14 protein-coding genes are annotated in these 16,550 nt (G+C 72.5%); 8 read left to right on the top strand and 6 right to left on the bottom strand.

The window, feature by feature from the left end:
- Positions 1–12 precede the first annotated feature (12 nt).
- The gene (locus WFH32_RS17395) at positions 13–1,401 is read right to left on the bottom strand and encodes an FUSC family protein (protein WP_336708565.1); all 1,389 of its coding nucleotides are present in this window, start codon (positions 1,399–1,401) and stop codon (positions 13–15) included.
- 73 nt (positions 1,402–1,474) lie between these two features.
- Here WFH32_RS17395 and WFH32_RS17390 point away from each other — a divergent pair, with 73 nt between their 5' ends.
- A complete protein-coding gene (locus tag WFH32_RS17390; RefSeq protein WP_191794433.1) occupies positions 1,475–1,963 on the top strand; it encodes a MarR family winged helix-turn-helix transcriptional regulator in 489 nt (162 codons plus the stop codon).
- Between the two features lie 199 nt (positions 1,964–2,162).
- Here the strand turns inward: WFH32_RS17390 and WFH32_RS17385 are convergent, their stop codons facing one another.
- Together WFH32_RS17385 and WFH32_RS17380 are read right to left on the bottom strand one after the other, a co-directional pair.
- The gene (locus WFH32_RS17385) at positions 2,163–3,572 is read right to left on the bottom strand and encodes a class II fumarate hydratase (RefSeq protein WP_336708563.1); all 1,410 of its coding nucleotides are present in this window, start codon (positions 3,570–3,572) and stop codon (positions 2,163–2,165) included.
- Positions 3,573–3,675: 103 nt separating this feature from the next.
- Positions 3,676–4,308: a carbonic anhydrase gene (locus WFH32_RS17380; RefSeq protein ID WP_138827280.1), complete on the bottom strand. Its 633-nt coding sequence runs from the start codon at positions 4,306–4,308 to the stop codon at positions 3,676–3,678.
- Between the two features lie 254 nt (positions 4,309–4,562).
- On the opposite strand from WFH32_RS17380, the gene WFH32_RS17375 reads away from it, so the two are divergent.
- The 4 genes from WFH32_RS17375 to WFH32_RS17360 all read left to right on the top strand — a co-directional run bounded on the left by WFH32_RS17375 (position 4,563) and on the right by WFH32_RS17360 (position 9,115).
- The gene (locus WFH32_RS17375; protein ID WP_318243945.1) at positions 4,563–5,858 is read left to right on the top strand and encodes an extracellular solute-binding protein; all 1,296 of its coding nucleotides are present in this window, start codon (positions 4,563–4,565) and stop codon (positions 5,856–5,858) included.
- A 65-nt stretch (positions 5,859–5,923) separates the two neighbouring features.
- Positions 5,924–6,853, top strand: coding sequence for a carbohydrate ABC transporter permease (locus WFH32_RS17370; protein ID WP_225226531.1), 930 nt, complete (start codon positions 5,924–5,926; stop codon positions 6,851–6,853).
- Positions 6,853–7,704, top strand: coding sequence for a carbohydrate ABC transporter permease (locus tag WFH32_RS17365; RefSeq protein WP_442946354.1), 852 nt, complete (start codon positions 6,853–6,855; stop codon positions 7,702–7,704). The genes WFH32_RS17370 and WFH32_RS17365 overlap by 1 nt, the downstream gene beginning before the upstream one ends.
- Before the next feature lie 142 nt (positions 7,705–7,846).
- Positions 7,847–9,115 carry an ABC transporter ATP-binding protein gene (locus WFH32_RS17360; RefSeq protein WP_191794429.1) on the top strand — a complete coding sequence of 423 codons (1,269 nt, stop codon included), beginning with the start codon at positions 7,847–7,849 and terminating at the stop codon, positions 9,113–9,115.
- An 11-nt stretch (positions 9,116–9,126) separates the two neighbouring features.
- Here the strand turns inward: WFH32_RS17360 and WFH32_RS17355 are convergent, their stop codons facing one another.
- A complete protein-coding gene (locus tag WFH32_RS17355; protein WP_191794428.1) occupies positions 9,127–9,396 on the bottom strand; it encodes an exodeoxyribonuclease VII small subunit in 270 nt (89 codons plus the stop codon).
- 89 nt (positions 9,397–9,485) lie between these two features.
- Positions 9,486–10,760: an exodeoxyribonuclease VII large subunit gene (gene xseA, locus WFH32_RS17350; protein WP_191794427.1), complete on the bottom strand. Its 1,275-nt coding sequence runs from the start codon at positions 10,758–10,760 to the stop codon at positions 9,486–9,488.
- A gap of 286 nt (positions 10,761–11,046) precedes the next feature.
- On the opposite strand from xseA, the gene WFH32_RS17345 reads away from it, so the two are divergent.
- Entirely contained in the window at positions 11,047–12,066 is a 1,020-nt protein-coding gene (locus WFH32_RS17345; protein WP_191794426.1) for a 4-hydroxy-3-methylbut-2-enyl diphosphate reductase, read from the top strand.
- Positions 12,067–12,312: 246 nt separating this feature from the next.
- On the opposite strand, the gene rmuC is transcribed toward WFH32_RS17345, so the two are convergent.
- Positions 12,313–13,917, bottom strand: a complete 1,605-nt coding sequence (gene rmuC, locus WFH32_RS17340) for a DNA recombination protein RmuC (RefSeq protein ID WP_336708560.1) — start codon at positions 13,915–13,917, stop codon at positions 12,313–12,315.
- A 164-nt stretch (positions 13,918–14,081) separates the two neighbouring features.
- Between rmuC and WFH32_RS17335 the strand changes: the two genes are divergently transcribed.
- Entirely contained in the window at positions 14,082–14,966 is an 885-nt protein-coding gene (locus WFH32_RS17335; protein ID WP_191794425.1) for an ABC transporter ATP-binding protein, read from the top strand.
- On the top strand, positions 14,948–16,534 hold the full coding sequence (locus WFH32_RS17330) for a hypothetical protein (RefSeq protein WP_191794424.1): 1,587 nt from the start codon (positions 14,948–14,950) through the stop codon (positions 16,532–16,534). Before WFH32_RS17335 ends, WFH32_RS17330 begins: the two co-directional genes overlap by 19 nt.
- Positions 16,535–16,550: the final 16 nt, after the last annotated feature.

Genomic DNA, 16,550 nt, shown 5'->3' with positions numbered 1-16,550 from the left:
CCTCCCTGCCGCTCAGGCCACGGCCCGCCGGGTGCTCCGTGGGGTCGGGCGGTGTCGCGCGTGGACCAGCACCACGGCGAGCACGCCGACGACCGCGCCCACCGCCGTGTCGAGGGCGCGGTCGAGCGCGATGCCCTCGACCGACCCGCCGAGCGACGTCATGAGCAGGGCCATGGGCGTGATGGTCAGCATCGCGAGGCCGTAGTGGCGCATGACGACGATCTCCGTGACGACCTGCAGCACGACGACGAGGGCCGCGGTCGCCCAGAAGCCGAGGTGCAGGTCGAGCAGCGGCCACGCGATCAGGGCGCCCGCGACGGTGCCGAGCGCCCGCTGGAGCGCGCGGACCACGGCGTGCTGCGTCGTCGTGCCCTGGAGCGTCGCCGTGGCGCCCATCGCCGCCCAGGCCGGGTGCCCGAACCCTGCGACGTGCGCGGCCGCCGCCGCGGCGGCGGCCGCGAGGGTGACCCGCACCGAGCGCAGCCGCCAGCCCGCTCCCGCGAGGGACTCGCGTGCGGTCGCGCGCAGGGTCAGGCGAGGTGGCAGGTCGGCAGGCGTCCCGGCGGCCCCCGAGAGCTCGTCGGCAAGGCTCAGGGCGGTCGCGCGCGTGCGGCGGTGCGACGCGTCGTCGGCGAGGACGGTCCGCGCGAGGGCCACGGCGTCGCGCGCCCGCCCGACGGCGCCACGGTCGTCGGGAGCGAGGGCTGCGGCCTCGGCGGCGAGGGTCGCGCGCCGCACGGCGAGCCGCGCCGGACCGCTCGGCCGGAACAGGAACCCCGCGACGCACACGGCCCAGGCGACCGCGACGCCCAGGAGCCCGGCGAGCCCCCGGGGTGCGAGGTCGGCGAACGTGGGCGCCCCCGCGAGCCCGGCGCCGGCGGCGAAGACGACGATCGTCGCGCCAGGAGGGCCCGTGCGCAGGAGGTGGCACCACGCGGTCATGCCGCCCGCCAGGAGCGCGACGACCGCGAGCGCGACCCAGGGCGGGGCGCCGGCCGCGGTGACCGCCGTCGTGAGCAGGATCGAGGCGACCATGATCGCGCCGACCACCGCGAGCAGCGCCGCCCGGCGCCGGTACGGGTCGAAGCGCCCGTAGAGCGAGGTCAGGGCCCCGAGGGCCGCGAAGCCCGCGAGGTCCTGGTGGCCGGTCGTCGCCGCGATCACGAGCGTGATCGCGACGCTCGCCCCGCACAGCAGGGCCGCGACGAGCGTGGCGTCGACCGAGGTGAGCCGCAGGGCGGCGCGCAGGTGCGCGGGGTCGAGGACCTCGCGCGCGGCGACGCGGACGGGTGAGCGGCGGCCGGCCGGTGCGGGCGGGGTCGCGGGCGCTCGCCGGGGCGCTGTCGCGGCGGTGGGCGTGGGTGTGGACGGGGGAGCGAGGGGCGTGGAGGAGGGTGGCATCCCGTCCAGGATACGCCTCGTTCGTAGATGTTTCACATGTGAACTATCGAGGCGCAGGCCATAGGCTGGTCCCGTGGACTACGTGGAGCGCCTGCGGGCGCAGTGGGGCGAACGGCTGCCCGACGTCGACTTCTCGCCCGTCGACTCGATCGGCAGGATCACCAGGATCGCGGCGCTCCTGGCCGAGTCGAGCGACGCGGCCCTCGCGCAACGCTCGCTGACCCGGCCCGAGTTCGAGGTCCTCGCCGCGCTCCGCCGCGCGGGGCGCCCCCTGCGAGCGCGCGAGGTCACGACCATCACGCGCGCGCCCGGCGCCTCGATCACCAAGCGGCTCGACCACCTCCAGCGCGAGGGGCTGGTCGAGCGGACCGTCGTCGAGCGCGACCGGCGCGGGGTGCTGCTCTCGCTCACCGAGGAGGGCGAACGGCTCGTCGACGAGCTCTTCCCCGCCCAGCTCGACCGTGAACGTGCCGCGCTCGACGGGCTCACAGACGACCAGCGGGAACGGCTCGGCGAGCTGCTCGCGATCGTGCTGCGACGCGTGGACCCGGTCGAGTACTGACGTCGTCCCGGGTCGTGCGCACCCAGGACGTCCCTCCGGTCACGACCGACCGCGGGACCCTCGTCACGACCGACCGCGGCACGACGGACCGGACGACGGGAGGGGGGGGGGGGGGGGGGGGGCCCCCCCCCCCCGCCCACGCCGTTCGTCGAGGTTCGCGCCGAGACCCGCCCTCCCGGGCAGGAGCCTCGGCGAGCGGTCACGCCTGCGGCGGGCGCGTCATCGACAGGACGTCGAGCGCCGTGTCGAGCTGCTCCTCGGTGACCTCGCCGCGCTCGACGAAGCCCAGGTCGATCACGGCCTCGCGGACCGTGAGGCCCTGCTTGACCGAGTGCTTGGCGACCTTGGCCGCCGCCTCGTAGCCGATCACGCGGTTGAGCGGCGTGACGATCGAGGGCGAGGACTCCGCGAGGGCGCGCGCACGCTCGACGTTGGCCGTGATGCCCACGACCGTCTTGTCCGCGAGGACGACCGACGCGTTCGAGAGCAGACGGATCGACTCGAGCACACCGAGCGCGATGACGGGGATCTGCACGTTGAGCTCGAACGAGCCGCTCGCACCGGCCCAGGCCACGGTCGCGTCGTTGCCGATCACGCGCGCGGCGATCATGAGGACGGCCTCGGGCACGACGGGGTTGACCTTGCCCGGCATGATCGACGAACCGGGCTGCAGGTCGGGGATGAAGATCTCGCCCAGACCCGTGTTGGGGCCCGAGCCCATCCAGCGCAGGTCGTTGCAGATCTTCGTGATCGAGACCGCGATGGTGCGCAGCGCACCCGAGAGCTCGACCAGCCCGTCGCGCGAGCTCTGCGCCTCGAAGTGGTCGCGCGCCTCGGTCAGCGGCAGTCCCGTGTCCTCGACGAGCAGCGCGATGACGCGCTGCGGGAAGCCTGCCGGTGTGTTGATGCCCGTGCCGACGGCCGTGCCGCCCAGGGGGACCTCGGCCGCGCGGGGCAGCGCGGACTGCAGGCGCTCGATCCCGTAGCGCACGGCCGCGGCGTACCCGCCGAACTCCTGGCCGAGCGTGACCGGGGTCGCGTCCATGAGGTGCGTGCGGCCCGACTTGACGACCGTCGCGAACTCGGCCGACTTGGCCTCGAGCGCCTCCGCGAGGTGCGTGAGGGCGGGGACCAGGTCGTGCACGACGCCCGCGGTCGCGGCCAGGTGCACCGACGTCGGAAAGACGTCGTTCGACGACTGCGACGCGTTGACGTGGTCGTTGGGGTGGACCTCGCGGCCCAGCGAGCGCGTCGCGAGCGTCGCGAGGACCTCGTTGGTGTTCATGTTCGACGACGTGCCGGAGCCCGTCTGGAAGATGTCGATCGGGAAGTGGGCGTCGTGGACGCCCGAGGCGACCTCGTCGGCGGCGGCCACGATGGCGGCCGCGACGTCCTCGTCGAGCACCCCCAGCTCGGCGTTGGCGCGCGCGGCGGCCTTCTTGACGCGAGCGAGGGCCTCGATGTGGCTGCGCTCGAGAGGAGTGCCCGACAGCGGGAAGTTCTCCACGGCGCGCTGCGTCTGCGCGCGGTAGAGGGCGGCCGCGGGGACGCGGACCTCACCCATGGTGTCGTGCTCGATGCGGTAGTCGGAAGCTTCGGCAGAAGTCATGGGCCTAATGGTGCCGCACCGGGACGGGTGTTCTCGAACCGGTCCGGGCACGACCCGCGCGCGGTGCGCCGGGCAGGTCCCGCCCGCAGGCGGGACCCGGGCCTCACACGTCCGGGGTGTCGTCGACGTCGCCCACGACCTCGACGAGCCGGGCGCGGCCGTCCGCGAGCGTGTACTCGACGCCGACGATCGCCAGGCGTCCCTCGGCGACCGCGTCGGCGAGCGCCGCGGAGTAGCCGTGCAGCATGTCCACGGTGTGACGCACGTGCTCGCGGCGCAGCGTGTCGGGGTCGACGGCGGACACGCCACCCTTGCTGCTCGTGATGTTGACGATCGAGGGGATGACCCGGTCGACGACCGCGCGGACGAACCCGTCGGCCTGCTCGCCCGTCGCGAGCGTGTGGGCGGCCGCGGCGATCGCACCGCAGCTGTCGTGGCCGAGCACGACCACGAGCGGCGTCCCGAGGATGTTGACCCCGTACTCGATCGACCCGATCACCGTGGTGTCCAGGACGTGACCCGCGGTCCGCACGACGAACACGTCACCGAGCCCCTGGTCGAAGATGATCTCGGCCGCGACGCGCGAGTCCGCGCAGCCGAAGATCACGGTGTGGGGGTGCTGGGCCACGCTCACCTCGGCGCGGCGCGCGGCGCCCTGCGAGGGGTGCTCCATCTCGTCGCGCACGAAGCGCCCGTTGCCGTCGCGGAGCTGGGCCCAGGCCTCGGCGGGGGTCATGGAGGTGGTCTCGGGGGTGCTGCTCGTCGTCGTCACAACCTCCATGTTCGCTCACCGCGGGCCGTGCCGTGCGCGGCGTTCACGATCTGACCAGACCCCTGGACACCGCGACGTCCGCACCGGGGCGAGCGGCGCCGTCGGGCCTGGTGGAAATGTCCCTCGCGTGGCGAGTCGTCCCCGGACCGGGTACCTCTAGGAGGAGGAACCAACCGAGAACGGGCACAGCGATGCGCCCGTTGGACGAAGGGGAGACCGTGCACCGAAGCACCCGGGCACTCGCCGCGGCACTGGCCGTCGCGACGATCGTGCCGCTCGCCGCGTGCAGCACCGGGGAGGGCTCAGGCCCACCCGTGCTCACCTGGTACATCAACCCGGACAACGGGGGACAGGCCGCGATCGCGGCGTCCTGCAGCGACGCCTCGGGCGGCGCGTACAGCATCGAGACCTCGCTGCTGCCGCGAGACGCCGCGGCCCAGCGCGAACAGCTCGCGCGCCGCCTCGCGGCCAAGGACTCGTCGATCGACCTCATGAGCCTCGACCCGCCGTTCATCCCCGAGCTCGCCGAGGCGGGCTTCCTCGCCCCCGTGCCCGACGACGTCGCGACCGCGACGACCCAGGACGTCGTGCAGGGCGCGATCGACGGCTCGACGTGGAAGGACGAGCTGGTCGCGATCCCGTTCTGGGCCAACACCCAGCTCCTCTGGTACCGCAAGTCCGTCGCCCAGGCCGCGGGGCTCGACCTGACGCAGCCCGTGACGTGGGACCAGATCATGACCGCGGCGCAGGACCAGGACAAGTACCTCGCGGTGCAGGGCGCCAAGGCCGAGTCGCTGACCGTGTGGATCAACGCGCTCGTCGAGTCCGCGGGCGGTCAGATCCTCGAGAACCCCGAGGCGCCGGCCGACGAGCTCACGCTCGGCCTCGAGACCGACGCGGGCCGCGCCGCCGCACGGATCGTCGGCGAGATCGGGAGCTCGGGCCTCGGCGGGCCCGGTCTGCCGAGCGAGGACGAGGCCGCGTCGCTGACCCTCTTCCAGGGGGACAAGGGCTCGTTCATGGTCAACTGGCCGTTCGTCTGGTCCTCGACGCTGAGCGGCGTCGACGCGGGGTCGCTCGACCAGACGCTGCTCGACGACATCGGCTGGACGACGTACCCCCAGGTGGTCGAGGGGCAGGACACGCGCCCGCCCTACGGTGGCATCAGCCTCGGCGTCGGGGCGTTCAGCAGGCACACCGACCTGTCCTACGAGGCCGCGCAGTGCATCGTGAGCGCCGAGAACCAGGCCGCGTACTTCGTGTCCGACGGCAACCCCGCGGCGAACACCGCGGCCTACGACGACCCCGCCGTGCAGAAGGCCTACCCCATGTACGACGTGATCCGGCAGTCGCTCGAGCAGGCCGCGCCCCGGCCGCAGACGCCGTTCTACAACGAGGTCTCCACCGGTCTCCAGCAGACCTGGTACCCGCCCGCGAGCGTGACCGAGGACGGCACGCCCGTGACGTCGACCGACTTCATCACCGCCGTCCTGCGAGGGGAGCGACTGCTGTGAGCACCGACACCCGGGGCGCGCACCCGGCCCAGCCGTCCAGGCCCGAGCCGGACCCCGCGCCCGACCTGACTCCCGACAAGAAGGCCAAGGCCGCGCGCAGCGACCGGGCCCGGGCCGAGGCCCGTCTCGGCTGGTACCTCGCCGGGCCCGCGTTCGTCGTCATGCTGGCCGTGACCCTCTACCCGATCCTCCAGGCCGTCTACGACTCGCTGTTCAACTACAAGCTCACGGCCCCCGACGACCGCTCGTTCGTGGGCCTCGGCAACTACGTCGTGATCCTCACCGACCCCGTCTGGTGGCGAGACTTCGCGGTGACGTTCTTCATCATGGTCGTGTCCGTGGTCGTCGAGCTCGTCCTGGGCTTCGCGCTCGCGCTCGTCATGCACCGCGCGATCAAGCGCCTGCGCGGTCTCCTGCGCACCGCGATCCTCGTGCCGTACGGCATCATCACCGTGGTCTCGGCCTTCGCGTGGTTCTACGCGTTCGACATCACGTCCGGCTACGTCAACAGCTGGTTCGACTGGGTGCCCGGGATCGGGCCGGACCTCAACTGGTTCGCCCACCAGGGCACGAGCCTGTTCGTCATCATCGCGTCCGAGGTGTGGAAGACGACGCCGTTCATCTCGCTCCTGCTGCTCGCGGGCCTCGCTCAGGTCCCGGGCGAGCTCGAGGAGGCCGCGAAGGTCGACGGCGCCACCGCCTGGCAGCGCTTCTCGCGCGTGATCGTGCCCAACATGAAGGCCGCGATCATGGTCGCCGTCCTGTTCCGCGCGCTCGACGCGTTCCGCATCTTCGACAACGTCTTCATCATGACCAACGGCGCGAACAACACGGAGGTGCTGTCCTTGCTGGCCTACCGGACCTCGATCGGGCAGCTCCAGATCGGCATGGGCTCGGCCATCTCGGTCCTGCTGTTCCTGTGCGTGATCGGGATCTGCTTCGTCGCGATCAAGCTGTTCAAGGTGGATCTGGCCGGCGCGAGAGGGGAGCGATGATGGGTAGCGTCCTGAGCACCCGGGCCCGCGTGTGGTGGGCCGTCATCACGGTCGTCGTCCTCGTGGGCGCGCTGTTCCCGGTCGTCTCGATCCTCATGACGAGCTTCAAGGGACCGAGCGACCTCAACTCCGGCACGTTCCTGCCACCGCAGTGGAGCACCGACAACTACGAGCAGATCCTGTCCTCGGGCGGCTCGGCGCAGGAGCTGTTCCTGTCGGCGCTGCGCAACTCGGTCGGCATCTCGCTCATCGCGACCGTGATCGCGGTCGTCCTCGCGACGCTCGCCGCGTACGCGATCGCGCGCCTGAACTTCCCGGGCAAGCGTCTGATCCTCACGACCGCGCTGGGAGTCTCGATCTTCCCCGTGGTCTCGATCGTCACGCCGCTGTTCAACCTGTGGCGCAACATCGGCCTCTACGACACGTGGCTCGGCCTGATCATCCCGTACCTGTCGCTCACGCTCCCGATCTCCATCTGGACCCTCGCGGCGTTCTTCCGCCAGATCCCGTGGGAGCTCGAGCAGGCCGCGCAGGTCGACGGCGCCACGCCGTGGCAGGCGTTCCGCAAGGTCATCGTGCCGCTCGCCGCACCCGGCGTCTTCACGACGGCGCTCATCGCGTTCTTCATCGCGTGGAACGACTTCGTGTACGGCATCTCGCTCACGTCCACGAGCGCCGCCCGGCCCGTGCCGGCCGCCCTCGCGTTCTTCACGGGCGCGTCCTACTTCGAGGAGCCGACGGGCGCGATCTCCGCCGCGGCCGTGGTCGTGACCATCCCCGTGGTGATCCTCGTGGTGCTGTTCCAGCGGCAGATCGTCTCGGGCCTGACGCAGGGGGCGGTCAAGGGATGAGCGCCACGACCTGCCCGACGGCGCCGCCCACCCCGCGTGAGCGCGTCGCCCGTGCGTACGGGCCCGGGTCCGCTCCCGGGCCTGTGCCACGGCCCCGCACCCGTACCCTTCGCCGCCCGTCCCCCGACCGAGGAGAGAGCTGATGGCCTCCATCACCCTCAAGAACATCGTCAAGAAGTACGGCGACGGGTTCCCCGCCGTCCGAGGAGTCAGCATCGACATCTCCGACGGCGAGTTCGTGATCCTCGTCGGCCCCTCGGGCTGCGGGAAGTCGACGCTGCTGCGCATGATCGTCGGCCTCGAGGACATCACCTCGGGCGACCTCCTGATCGACGGCGACCGCGTCAACGAGAAGGCACCGCGCGACCGCGACCTCGCGATGGTCTTCCAGAACTACGCGCTCTACCCGCACCTGACCGTCGCGGAGAACATCGCGTTCCCGCTGCGCCTGACCAAGGGGAAGTTCAGCGACGCCGAGATCCGCGAGAAGGTCGAGCACGCCGCCGACCTCCTCGACCTGCGCGAGCACCTCGACCGCAAGCCCGCCAACCTGTCCGGCGGGCAGCGCCAGCGCGTCGCGATGGGCCGCGCGATCGTGCGCGACGCCAAGGCGTTCCTGTTCGACGAGCCGCTGTCCAACCTCGACGCCAAGCTGCGCGGCCAGATGCGCACCGAGATCGCGCGGCTCCAGCGACGCCTCGCGACCACGACCGTCTACGTGACCCACGACCAGACCGAGGCCATGACGCTCGGCGACCGCGTCGCCGTCCTGCGCAAGGGCGAGCTCCAGCAGATCGCGAGCCCGCGCGCGCTCTACGAGCAGCCCGTCAACCTGTTCGTCGCGGGGTTCATCGGGTCACCGCCCATGAACTTCCTGCCCGGCGAGGTCTCCGGGAGCAGCATGGAGCTGCCGTTCGGCACGTTCGAGCTGCCCGAGCGGATCGTCTCGGCGATCGGGGAGCGTGAGCTCGTGATCGTGGGCCTGCGCCCCGAGCACTTCGAGGACGCGCGCCTCGTCGACCCGTCCAAGAAGGACCGGGGGCGGACCTTCGACGCGCAGATCGACGTGACCGAGTGGCTCGGCGCCGAGCTCTACGCCTACGTGCCGTTCGAGATGCACGCCTCGGTCGCGGCCCAGCTCGAGGAGCTCGACCGCGAGCTCGACGGCGAGGGACTGCGCACCCAGTTCGTGGTCGCGCTCAACTCGGCGTCCCGCGTGCGCGACGGCGACTCGACCGAGCTCTGGTTCGATCCCGACAAGATGATGGTCTTCGACCCCGAGACGGGCGAGAACCTCACGCACGACCAGGACGAGGTGGACCGGCTCGACAAGGAGAACGAGGAGGACCGGCGCGCCTCGCTCGAGCGGGCCCAGGCGCAGTCCGAGGGGCAGGCGCGCAAGAGCGCCTGACCCGGTGCCGGTCAGTCGTCCTCGGTGCCGGCATCCTGAGCGTCGACCGGGGCGGACGGTGCGCCGTCCGCCGCGCGAGCGGACGCGAGGCGCTCGCGCGCTCCGTCGAGCCATTGCTGGCAGCGGGCTGCGAGGGCCTCGCCGCGCTCCCACAGGGCGAGCGAGGCCTCGAGCGGTTCGCCGCCGGCCTCGAGGCGGGACACGACCTGAACCAGCTCGTCGCGCGCCTGCTCGTACGTGAGCGTCGCGACGTCGGCGGGGGGCGGGGTGGTGCTGCTCATGGTGGAGGGCCTTCCTGGTGCTGAGGGTCTGTGGTCGTCGGTGCGTGGAGGGCTGGGCGGGCTGGGCTCGGGCCGGCCGGGGGGCTCGGTCAGCGCACGGTCGCGTCGATCGCGCCGCTCGCGAGCCGCACGTGCAGGGCGTCGCCCGGGCTCACGTCGTCGGGGGAGCGGACGATCCCGCCGTCGGGCCCGTGCACCACGGCGTAGCCGCGCTCGAGCGTCGACGCGGGGGACAGGGCGCGCACCTGGGCCGCGAGGCGGTCCACCTCGCCGTGAGCGCGCAGCAGGATCGCGTCGAGCGAGCGCCTGGCCCGGTCCCGGGCCGCGAGCACCTGCTGCTCGCGCGTGGAGATCATGGTCTCGGGGGCGGCGAGCACGGGTCGCGAGCGCGCGCTGTCGAGCCGGGACTGCTCGCGCTGCAGCTGGTGCGTGATCGCGGCCCGGATCCGAGACCGCGCCTGCAGGACGCGTGCCCGCTCCTCGCCCACGTCGGGCACGATGCGCTTGGCGGCGTCCGTCGGGGTCGAGGCGCGGTAGTCCGCGACCAGGTCGAGGAGCGGGGTGTCGGTCTCGTGGCCGATCGCGCTGACCAAGGGCGTGCGGCACGCGGCCGCGGCGCGGACGAGCGCCTCGTTGCTGAACGGCAGGAGGTCCTCTACCGCGCCACCGCCGCGCGCGACCACGATCACGTCGACGTCGGGGCGCGCGTCGAGCTCGGCGATCGCGGCGCTCACCTGCGAGACCGCGCTCGCGCCCTGCACCGCGACCTCGCGGATCTCGAAGCGCACCTGGGGCCAGCGCGCGCGGGCGTTGACCACGACGTCGTGCTCGGCCTTGGACTCGCGCCCGCACACGAGCCCCACGACCGCGGGCAGGAACGGGAGGGGGACCTTGCGGTCGGCGTCGAAGAGGCCCTCGGCCGCCAGGATGCGCTTGAGGTGCTCGATCCGGGCCAGGAGCTCACCGATCCCGACCGTGCGGACCTCGCTCGCCTGGAGCTGGAACGACCCGCGCTTGGGCCAGAACACGGGCTTGGCGTGGACGACGACGTGCGCCCCCTCGGTCAGGGGAGTGCTCGCGGACTCGAAGACCTTGGCGAGCGCGGCGACCGGGAGCGACATGTCGGCGTCCGTGTCGCGGAGCGTGAGGAAGGCCATCGAGGCGCCGGGACGACGGTTGAGCTGCACGACCTGCCCCTCGACCCAGACGGGGGACATCCGGTCGATGTACGCCGTGATCTTGCTCGACAGGAGCCGGACGGGCCACGGGTGCTCGGCGCTCGTGTCGAGGGCCCGGACGGGGAGGGCGGTCGGCTGTGCGGGGGAGGCCGGGGGGCTGGTGGGGTCGGCGGGTCGGTCGGTCACGGGGTCAAGCCTGCCTCATGGGTGTGACAGCCGCCGAGGGCGACGTGCAAGACCCCCGAGGGTGACGCCCGCGCCCGCCGAGGGCGACGCGCGCGTCACCCTCGAGCGCTCACTCGGTCGCCGTCGGCAGTCCGCCCGGTCGCCGTCGGCAGCCGGCACGGTCACGCTCGGCGCGGCGGCCCGGTCCGTGAGGATCCTGTGGAGTTGCTGCCAGGACATGGCCCGGACCGCGCCCGGACCCACCCGCCGGGCCCGCCACCGAAAGCCCGTCGCCTAGACTCGTGACGTGACTTCCCCGACTGGTAAGCGTGTCCTCCTCGCCGCCCCCCGCGGCTACTGCGCGGGCGTCGACCGTGCCGTGATCGCGGTCGAGAAGGCGCTCGAGCACTACGGCGCCCCCGTGTACGTCCGCAAGGAGATCGTGCACAACAAGTACGTCGTCGAGTCGCTGAGCGACAAGGGCGCGGTCTTCGTCGAGGAGACCGACGAGGTGCCCGAGGGTGCGCGCGTCGTGTTCTCGGCCCACGGCGTCTCGCCTGCGGTCCACGAGGCGGCTGCCCAGCGCAACCTCCAGACGATCGACGCGACCTGCCCCCTGGTCACCAAGGTGCACAAGGAGGCCGTGCGTTTCGCGGCGGACGACTACGACATCCTGCTGATCGGCCACGAGGGCCACGAGGAGGTCGAGGGCACCGCGGGCGAGGCGCCGGACCACGTCCAGATCGTCAACTCGCCCGACGACGCCGCGAACGTCACGGTCCGCGACCCGGAGAAGGTGGTCTGGATCTCGCAGACGACCCTGTCGGTCGACGAGACCATGGAGACGGTCGACCGTCTGCGTGAGCGTTTCCCGACGCTGCAGAACCCGCCGTCGGACGACATCTGCTACGCGACGCAGAACCGTCAGGTCGCGGTGAAGAAGCTTGCGCCCGAGTGCGAGCTCGTGATCGTGGTCGGTTCGGCGAACTCGTCGAACTCGGTCCGTCTCGTCGAGGTGGCACTGGGGGCCGGCGCGGACGCGTCGTACCGGATCGACCGCGCGCAGGAGATGGACGAGTCGTGGCTCGACGGTGTCACGACGGTCGGTGTGACCTCGGGCGCCTCGGTACCGGAGATCCTCGTCAACGACGTGCTCGCGTACCTGGCCGAGCGTGGCTACGGCGAGGTCCAGGAGGTCCGCACGGCGACCGAGGACCTCATGTTCTCGCTCCCCAAGGAGCTGCGCGCCGACCTCAAGGCCGCGGGCAACGCGCCGGCACGCCCGCGCCGTGAGAACCGCACGTCGCTCTCGGTCGAGCCCGTCTGAGCCGTTCGCACGTCGAGGCCCGTACCGGATGTTCCGGGACGGGCCTCGTCCGTCCCCGGGGCGTCGCAGCGACGGACCTGCCGCCCCGTGTGGGGTCGGGCCCGTCACCGTCGGTGGCCCAGCCCGTCACCGTCGGCGACGGGGCACGTCACCGTCGGCGGCTTGGCGCGCCATCGTGCAGGTATCGGCCCGACGGCGCCGCTCACCGGGCGCGTGCGTCACCCCACGGCGACGCTCACCCGGGCGTCAGGAAGCGTCTGCTCCCCGGTCGCGCTCGTGCCGCCCGGGGGCGTTGATGGTCCCGAGCATCCCGGCGTCGAGCGGGTCCTGCTCGGCGGCCTCCGCCGGATCGGTGCCCGCGCGCGATCCCGTGGCGATCTCGTCGATCGCGACGAAGTTCTCGTGGACGGACGCGAGGAGCTCGGGGGCGCTCACGGCGCTGAGCTGGGGGTTGGCCACGGCGGGGCTCTCGAGGTCCTCGTCGACGACGTTGAGGTCGGCGAAGCGGCGCGCGCTCACGAGGACCCGTGTCTCGAGCGAGGCGACGGTGCGGTTGTAGGACTCGGCGGCGCCCTGGATGGATCGGCCGAGCTTGGCGAGGTGGCTGCCCATGACGGCGAGGCGGCCGTGGAGCTCCTTGCCGAGCGTGAGCACCTGCTGGGCGTTCGCGGCGAGCGCGTCCTGCCGCCAGGCGTACGCGACGGTCCGCAGCAGGGCGATCATCGTCATGGGCGCCGCGATGATGACGTTCTTCGCGACCGCGTACTCCAGGATCGACGGGTCCTGCTCGATCGCGGCGGACAGGAACGACTCGGCCGGGACGAACATGACGACGAACTCGGGGGCCGGGCTGAACTGGTCCCAGTACCGCTTTCCCGCGAGGTCGTCGATGTGCTTGCGGAAGTGGCGGGCGTGCGCGGCGAGGCGTTCGGCGCGCACGCGGGGGTCGGTCGTCTGCTGGGCGTCGAGGTAGCCGAGGAAGGCGACCTTGGCGTCGACGACGACGTTCTTGCCGCCCGCGAGCCGGATGACCATGTCGGGGCGCAGCGCGCCGTCGTCGGTCGTGACCTGGTCCTGCTCCATGAAGTCGACGTGGGGGATCATGCCTGCGGCCTCGACGACGCGGCGCAGCTGGAGCTCGCCCCATGCCCCGCGGACCTGCGAGGAGCGCAGGGCGGTGACGAGCTGGGACGTCTCGGCGCGCAGCGCCTCGGAGTCGTGGCGCATGCCGCGGACCTGCTCGGCGAGCGTGCCGTGGGCCTCGCGGCGAGCCTGCTCGGCGGCGGAGACCTCGGCCTTGACCTGGTCGAGGGCCTTGCTGAGCGGTTCGACGAGCTGCTGCACGGCCTGCTCGCGCTTGGCGAGCTCGGCCTCCCCGACCTGCTGGCTGCGCTTGAAGCGCTCCTCGGCCTGCGTGAGGAACTGCTCGGAGCTGGTCGCGAGCGCCTTGCGGGCGAGGGCCTCGAACTGGGCCTCGAGCCGGGCCTGGTCGCCACGGATCTCGGCCAGGCGCTTCTCGGAGCCGGCGCGCAGGTCCTCGATCGACCGTTCGTGGTTGGCGCGCTCGATGTCGAGGCGCTCGTCCGCGGCGCGCTCGGTGCTCGCGAGCTGGCGTCCGAACGCCTCGCGCTCGGTGCGGAGCTGGCGCTCGAACCCTTCGCGCTCGGCCGCGAGCCGCTCGGCGAGGCCCGCTCCGCGTGCGGCCTCCTGCTGGGCCTGGGTCAGCAGCCCGGTGAGCCGACCGATCTCGGCGCGCCCGGAGTCGGGGGAGGTGCGGCGTGCGAGCCAACCCAGGAGGGCCCCCACGAGGAGTCCGACGACGAGCATGAGCCACGGCAGGGCGTTGTCCATGCCCGCACTCTGCCAGGTGCCACCCACAGGGTGCGGGGAGCTGCGCCGTCGGGCGCGTCGCCGGGCCTGCGCGACCCGCGTGCACGGGTGAATCCGGCTCCCACCTGGAAAGACATGACATATCTCCTGGGGGGACACCGCCCGGCTCCACTAGGTTTGTCCGTATGGCCCACGAACCTGAGCCCCGCGACCAGCTCCCACCCCTTGCCGACGCAGCGCCCGCGTACCCCGCAGCGCCTGCCGCGCCCGTCCTCGCTCCCGCGACGCCCACGCCCCCGACCCACGCGGCGGGCACCGCCCCCGCGCTGTCGGTGCGCGGGCTGTGGAAGAAGTTCGGCGAGAAGATCGCCGTGGCGGGTATCGACCTCGACGTCCCGGCGGGCTCGTTCTACGGGCTCGTCGGCCCCAACGGCGCGGGCAAGACGACCGCGCTGTCGATGGCCACGGGTCTGCTGCGCCCGGACTTCGGCTCGGTCCACGTGCACGGCCTGGACCTGTGGGCGAACCCGCTCGAGGGCAAGCGCCTGCTCGGCATCCTCCCGGACGGCGTGCGCCTGTTCGACCGGCTCACGGGCGCCCAGCTCATCACGTACGCGGGCCTGCTGCGCGGCATGGACCGCGAGACGGTCGCCGAGCGCACCGCGGACCTGCTCGAGGCCCTGGGCCTGGCGGCCGACGCGAACACGTTCGTGGTCGACTACTCGGCGGGCATGACCAAGAAGATCGCGCTGGCCTCGGCGCTGATCCACGCCCCGAACCTGCTCGTCCTCGACGAGCCGTTCGAGGCCGTCGACCCGGTCTCCGCGGCCAACATCCGCGAGATCCTCAACGGCTACGTCGCGAGCGGCGGCACCGTGATCGTGTCCTCGCACGTCATGGACCTGGTCCAGCGCATGTGCGACCACGTCGCGGTCATCGCGGGCGGGCACGTGCTCGCGGCCGGGACCGTGGACGAGGTCCGCGCGGGCCAGAGCCTGGAGGACCGCTTCGTCGACCTGGTCGGCGGGCGTCAGACCACGGAGGGGCTGTCGTGGTTGCGCACCTCGTAAGGCTCAAGCTCACCCTCCTGCGCAACACGCTCAAGAAGAGCGTGTGGCAGACGGTGGGGCTCGTCCTCGGCATCCTCTACGGGCTGGGCGTCATCTCGATGGCCCTGATCGGCCTGACGGTCCTGGGCACCACGGCCCCCGAGATGGCGGGCCAGATCATCACGATCGTCGGGTCGGTCGTCGTGCTCGCGTGGTGGATCGTGCCGCTCTTCGCGTTCGGCGTGGACGCGACGCTCGACCCGCAGCGCTTCGTGACGTTCGCGGTGCCGCAGCGCCAGCTCCTCGCGGGGCTCGCGGTCGCGGGTCTCGTGGGCATCCCGGGGATCGTGACGCTCGTCGCCTCGGCCGGCACGGCGCTCGCGTGGTGGCGTTCGCCGCTCGCGGCCCTGGCCGCGCTCGTGGGCGCGCTGCTCGCGGTCGCGCTGTGCGTCGTCGGGTCCCGTGCGACGACGACCGCGCTCGCGCCGCTGCTCGACTCGCGGCGCTACCGCGAGGTCCTGTCGATCGCGGCGTTCGTGCCGCTCATGCTCGCAGGGCCGATCATCGGCTGGGCGACGTCGGCGATCGCGCGCGGGCAGGAGGTGCTGCCGGTCATCGCGGACGTCCTGGGGTGGACGCCGTTCGGGGCGCCGTGGGCGGTTGCGTCCGCGGTGTCCGACGGCGCCTGGGGCCTCGCGCTCGCGCGGCTCGCCATCGCGGTGGTCGTCCTGGTCGCGGCGTGGGTCGTGTGGGACCGCGCGCTCGCCAAGGCGCTGGTCGCGCCGCACGGCGGCGCCTCGGCCGGCAAGTCCAAGGGGCTCGGCTGGTTCGACCGGTTCCCGGCGACCCCCGTGGGCGCCGTGGCGGCGCGCTGCCTGACGTACTGGTTCCGCGACCCGCGCTACTCCGGGTCGATCGCCGTGGTCCCGCTGCTCCCCGTCCTGCTGTGGTTCGTCGGGTCGAGCATGGGGATCGACGGCGGGGACGGGTTCAAGGAGCTCATGCTCGTGCTGGGCCCTGTCACGGCCTTCACGTTCGGGTTCGCGATCTCGGCGGACGTCGCGTACGACCACACCGCGTTCTGGACGCAGGTGTCGTCGGGCGTGAGCGGGTTCGCGGACCGCGCGGGCCGTGTGCTCGCGGCCGCGGTCATCGGGGTGCCGGTCGTGCTCGTGTTCGCGGTGGCCTCGGTCGCGTTCACGGGCCGGTGGGACCTCCTGGTCGCCACGATCGGCCTGAGCCTGGGCGTGCTGGGTGCGGGGCTGGGGGTGTCGAGCGTGGTCTCGGCGCGCCTGCTCTACCCGGTGCCGAAGCCGGGGGACAGCCCGTTCAAGTCGCCGCAGGGCGCTGCGATGGCGACGCTCGTGGCGCAGATGATCACCATGCTGGTCCTCGCGGCCCTGTGCCTGCCGGCGGCGGGGCTCGCGCTCACGAACGTCCTGACGGGGGCGGCGGTCTGGGGCTGGCTCACGCTCGTCGTGGGCGTCGGTCTCGGGGTCGTGTTCCTCGTGATGGGCATGCGCTGGGGCGGCCGCCTGGTCGACCAGCGGGGCCCGGAGCTCCTCCAGCAGGTCATGAGCTACAAGTAGGCGTCTCCCGCAGCGG

The organism is Oerskovia sp. USHLN155 (assembly GCF_037145535.1).
Lineage (GTDB): Bacteria > Actinomycetota > Actinomycetes > Actinomycetales > Cellulomonadaceae > Oerskovia > Oerskovia rustica.
The sequence above is the reverse complement of the archived record's forward strand: the minus strand, read 5'-3'. Positions and strand labels throughout refer to the sequence as shown.

Bases quoted from the DNA above. Each gene is read 5' to 3' on its own strand.
- WFH32_RS17395 (WP_336708565.1), bottom strand. From the start codon at position 1,401: ATGCCACCCTCCTCCACGCCCCTCGCTCCCCCGTCCACACCCACGCCC.
- WFH32_RS17385 (WP_336708563.1), bottom strand. From the start codon at position 3,572: ATGACTTCTGCCGAAGCTTCCGACTACCGCATCGAGCACGACACCATG.
- WFH32_RS17380 (WP_138827280.1), bottom strand. From the start codon at position 4,308: ATGACCCCCGCCGAGGCCTGGGCCCAGCTCCGCGACGGCAACGGGCGC.
- WFH32_RS17365 (WP_442946354.1), top strand. From the start codon at position 6,853: ATGGGTAGCGTCCTGAGCACCCGGGCCCGCGTGTGGTGGGCCGTCATC.
- WFH32_RS17360 (WP_191794429.1), top strand. From the start codon at position 7,847: ATGGCCTCCATCACCCTCAAGAACATCGTCAAGAAGTACGGCGACGGG.
- WFH32_RS17355 (WP_191794428.1), bottom strand. From the start codon at position 9,396: ATGAGCAGCACCACCCCGCCCCCCGCCGACGTCGCGACGCTCACGTAC.
- rmuC (WP_336708560.1), bottom strand. From the start codon at position 13,917: ATGGACAACGCCCTGCCGTGGCTCATGCTCGTCGTCGGACTCCTCGTG.
- WFH32_RS17335 (WP_191794425.1), top strand. From the start codon at position 14,082: ATGGCCCACGAACCTGAGCCCCGCGACCAGCTCCCACCCCTTGCCGAC.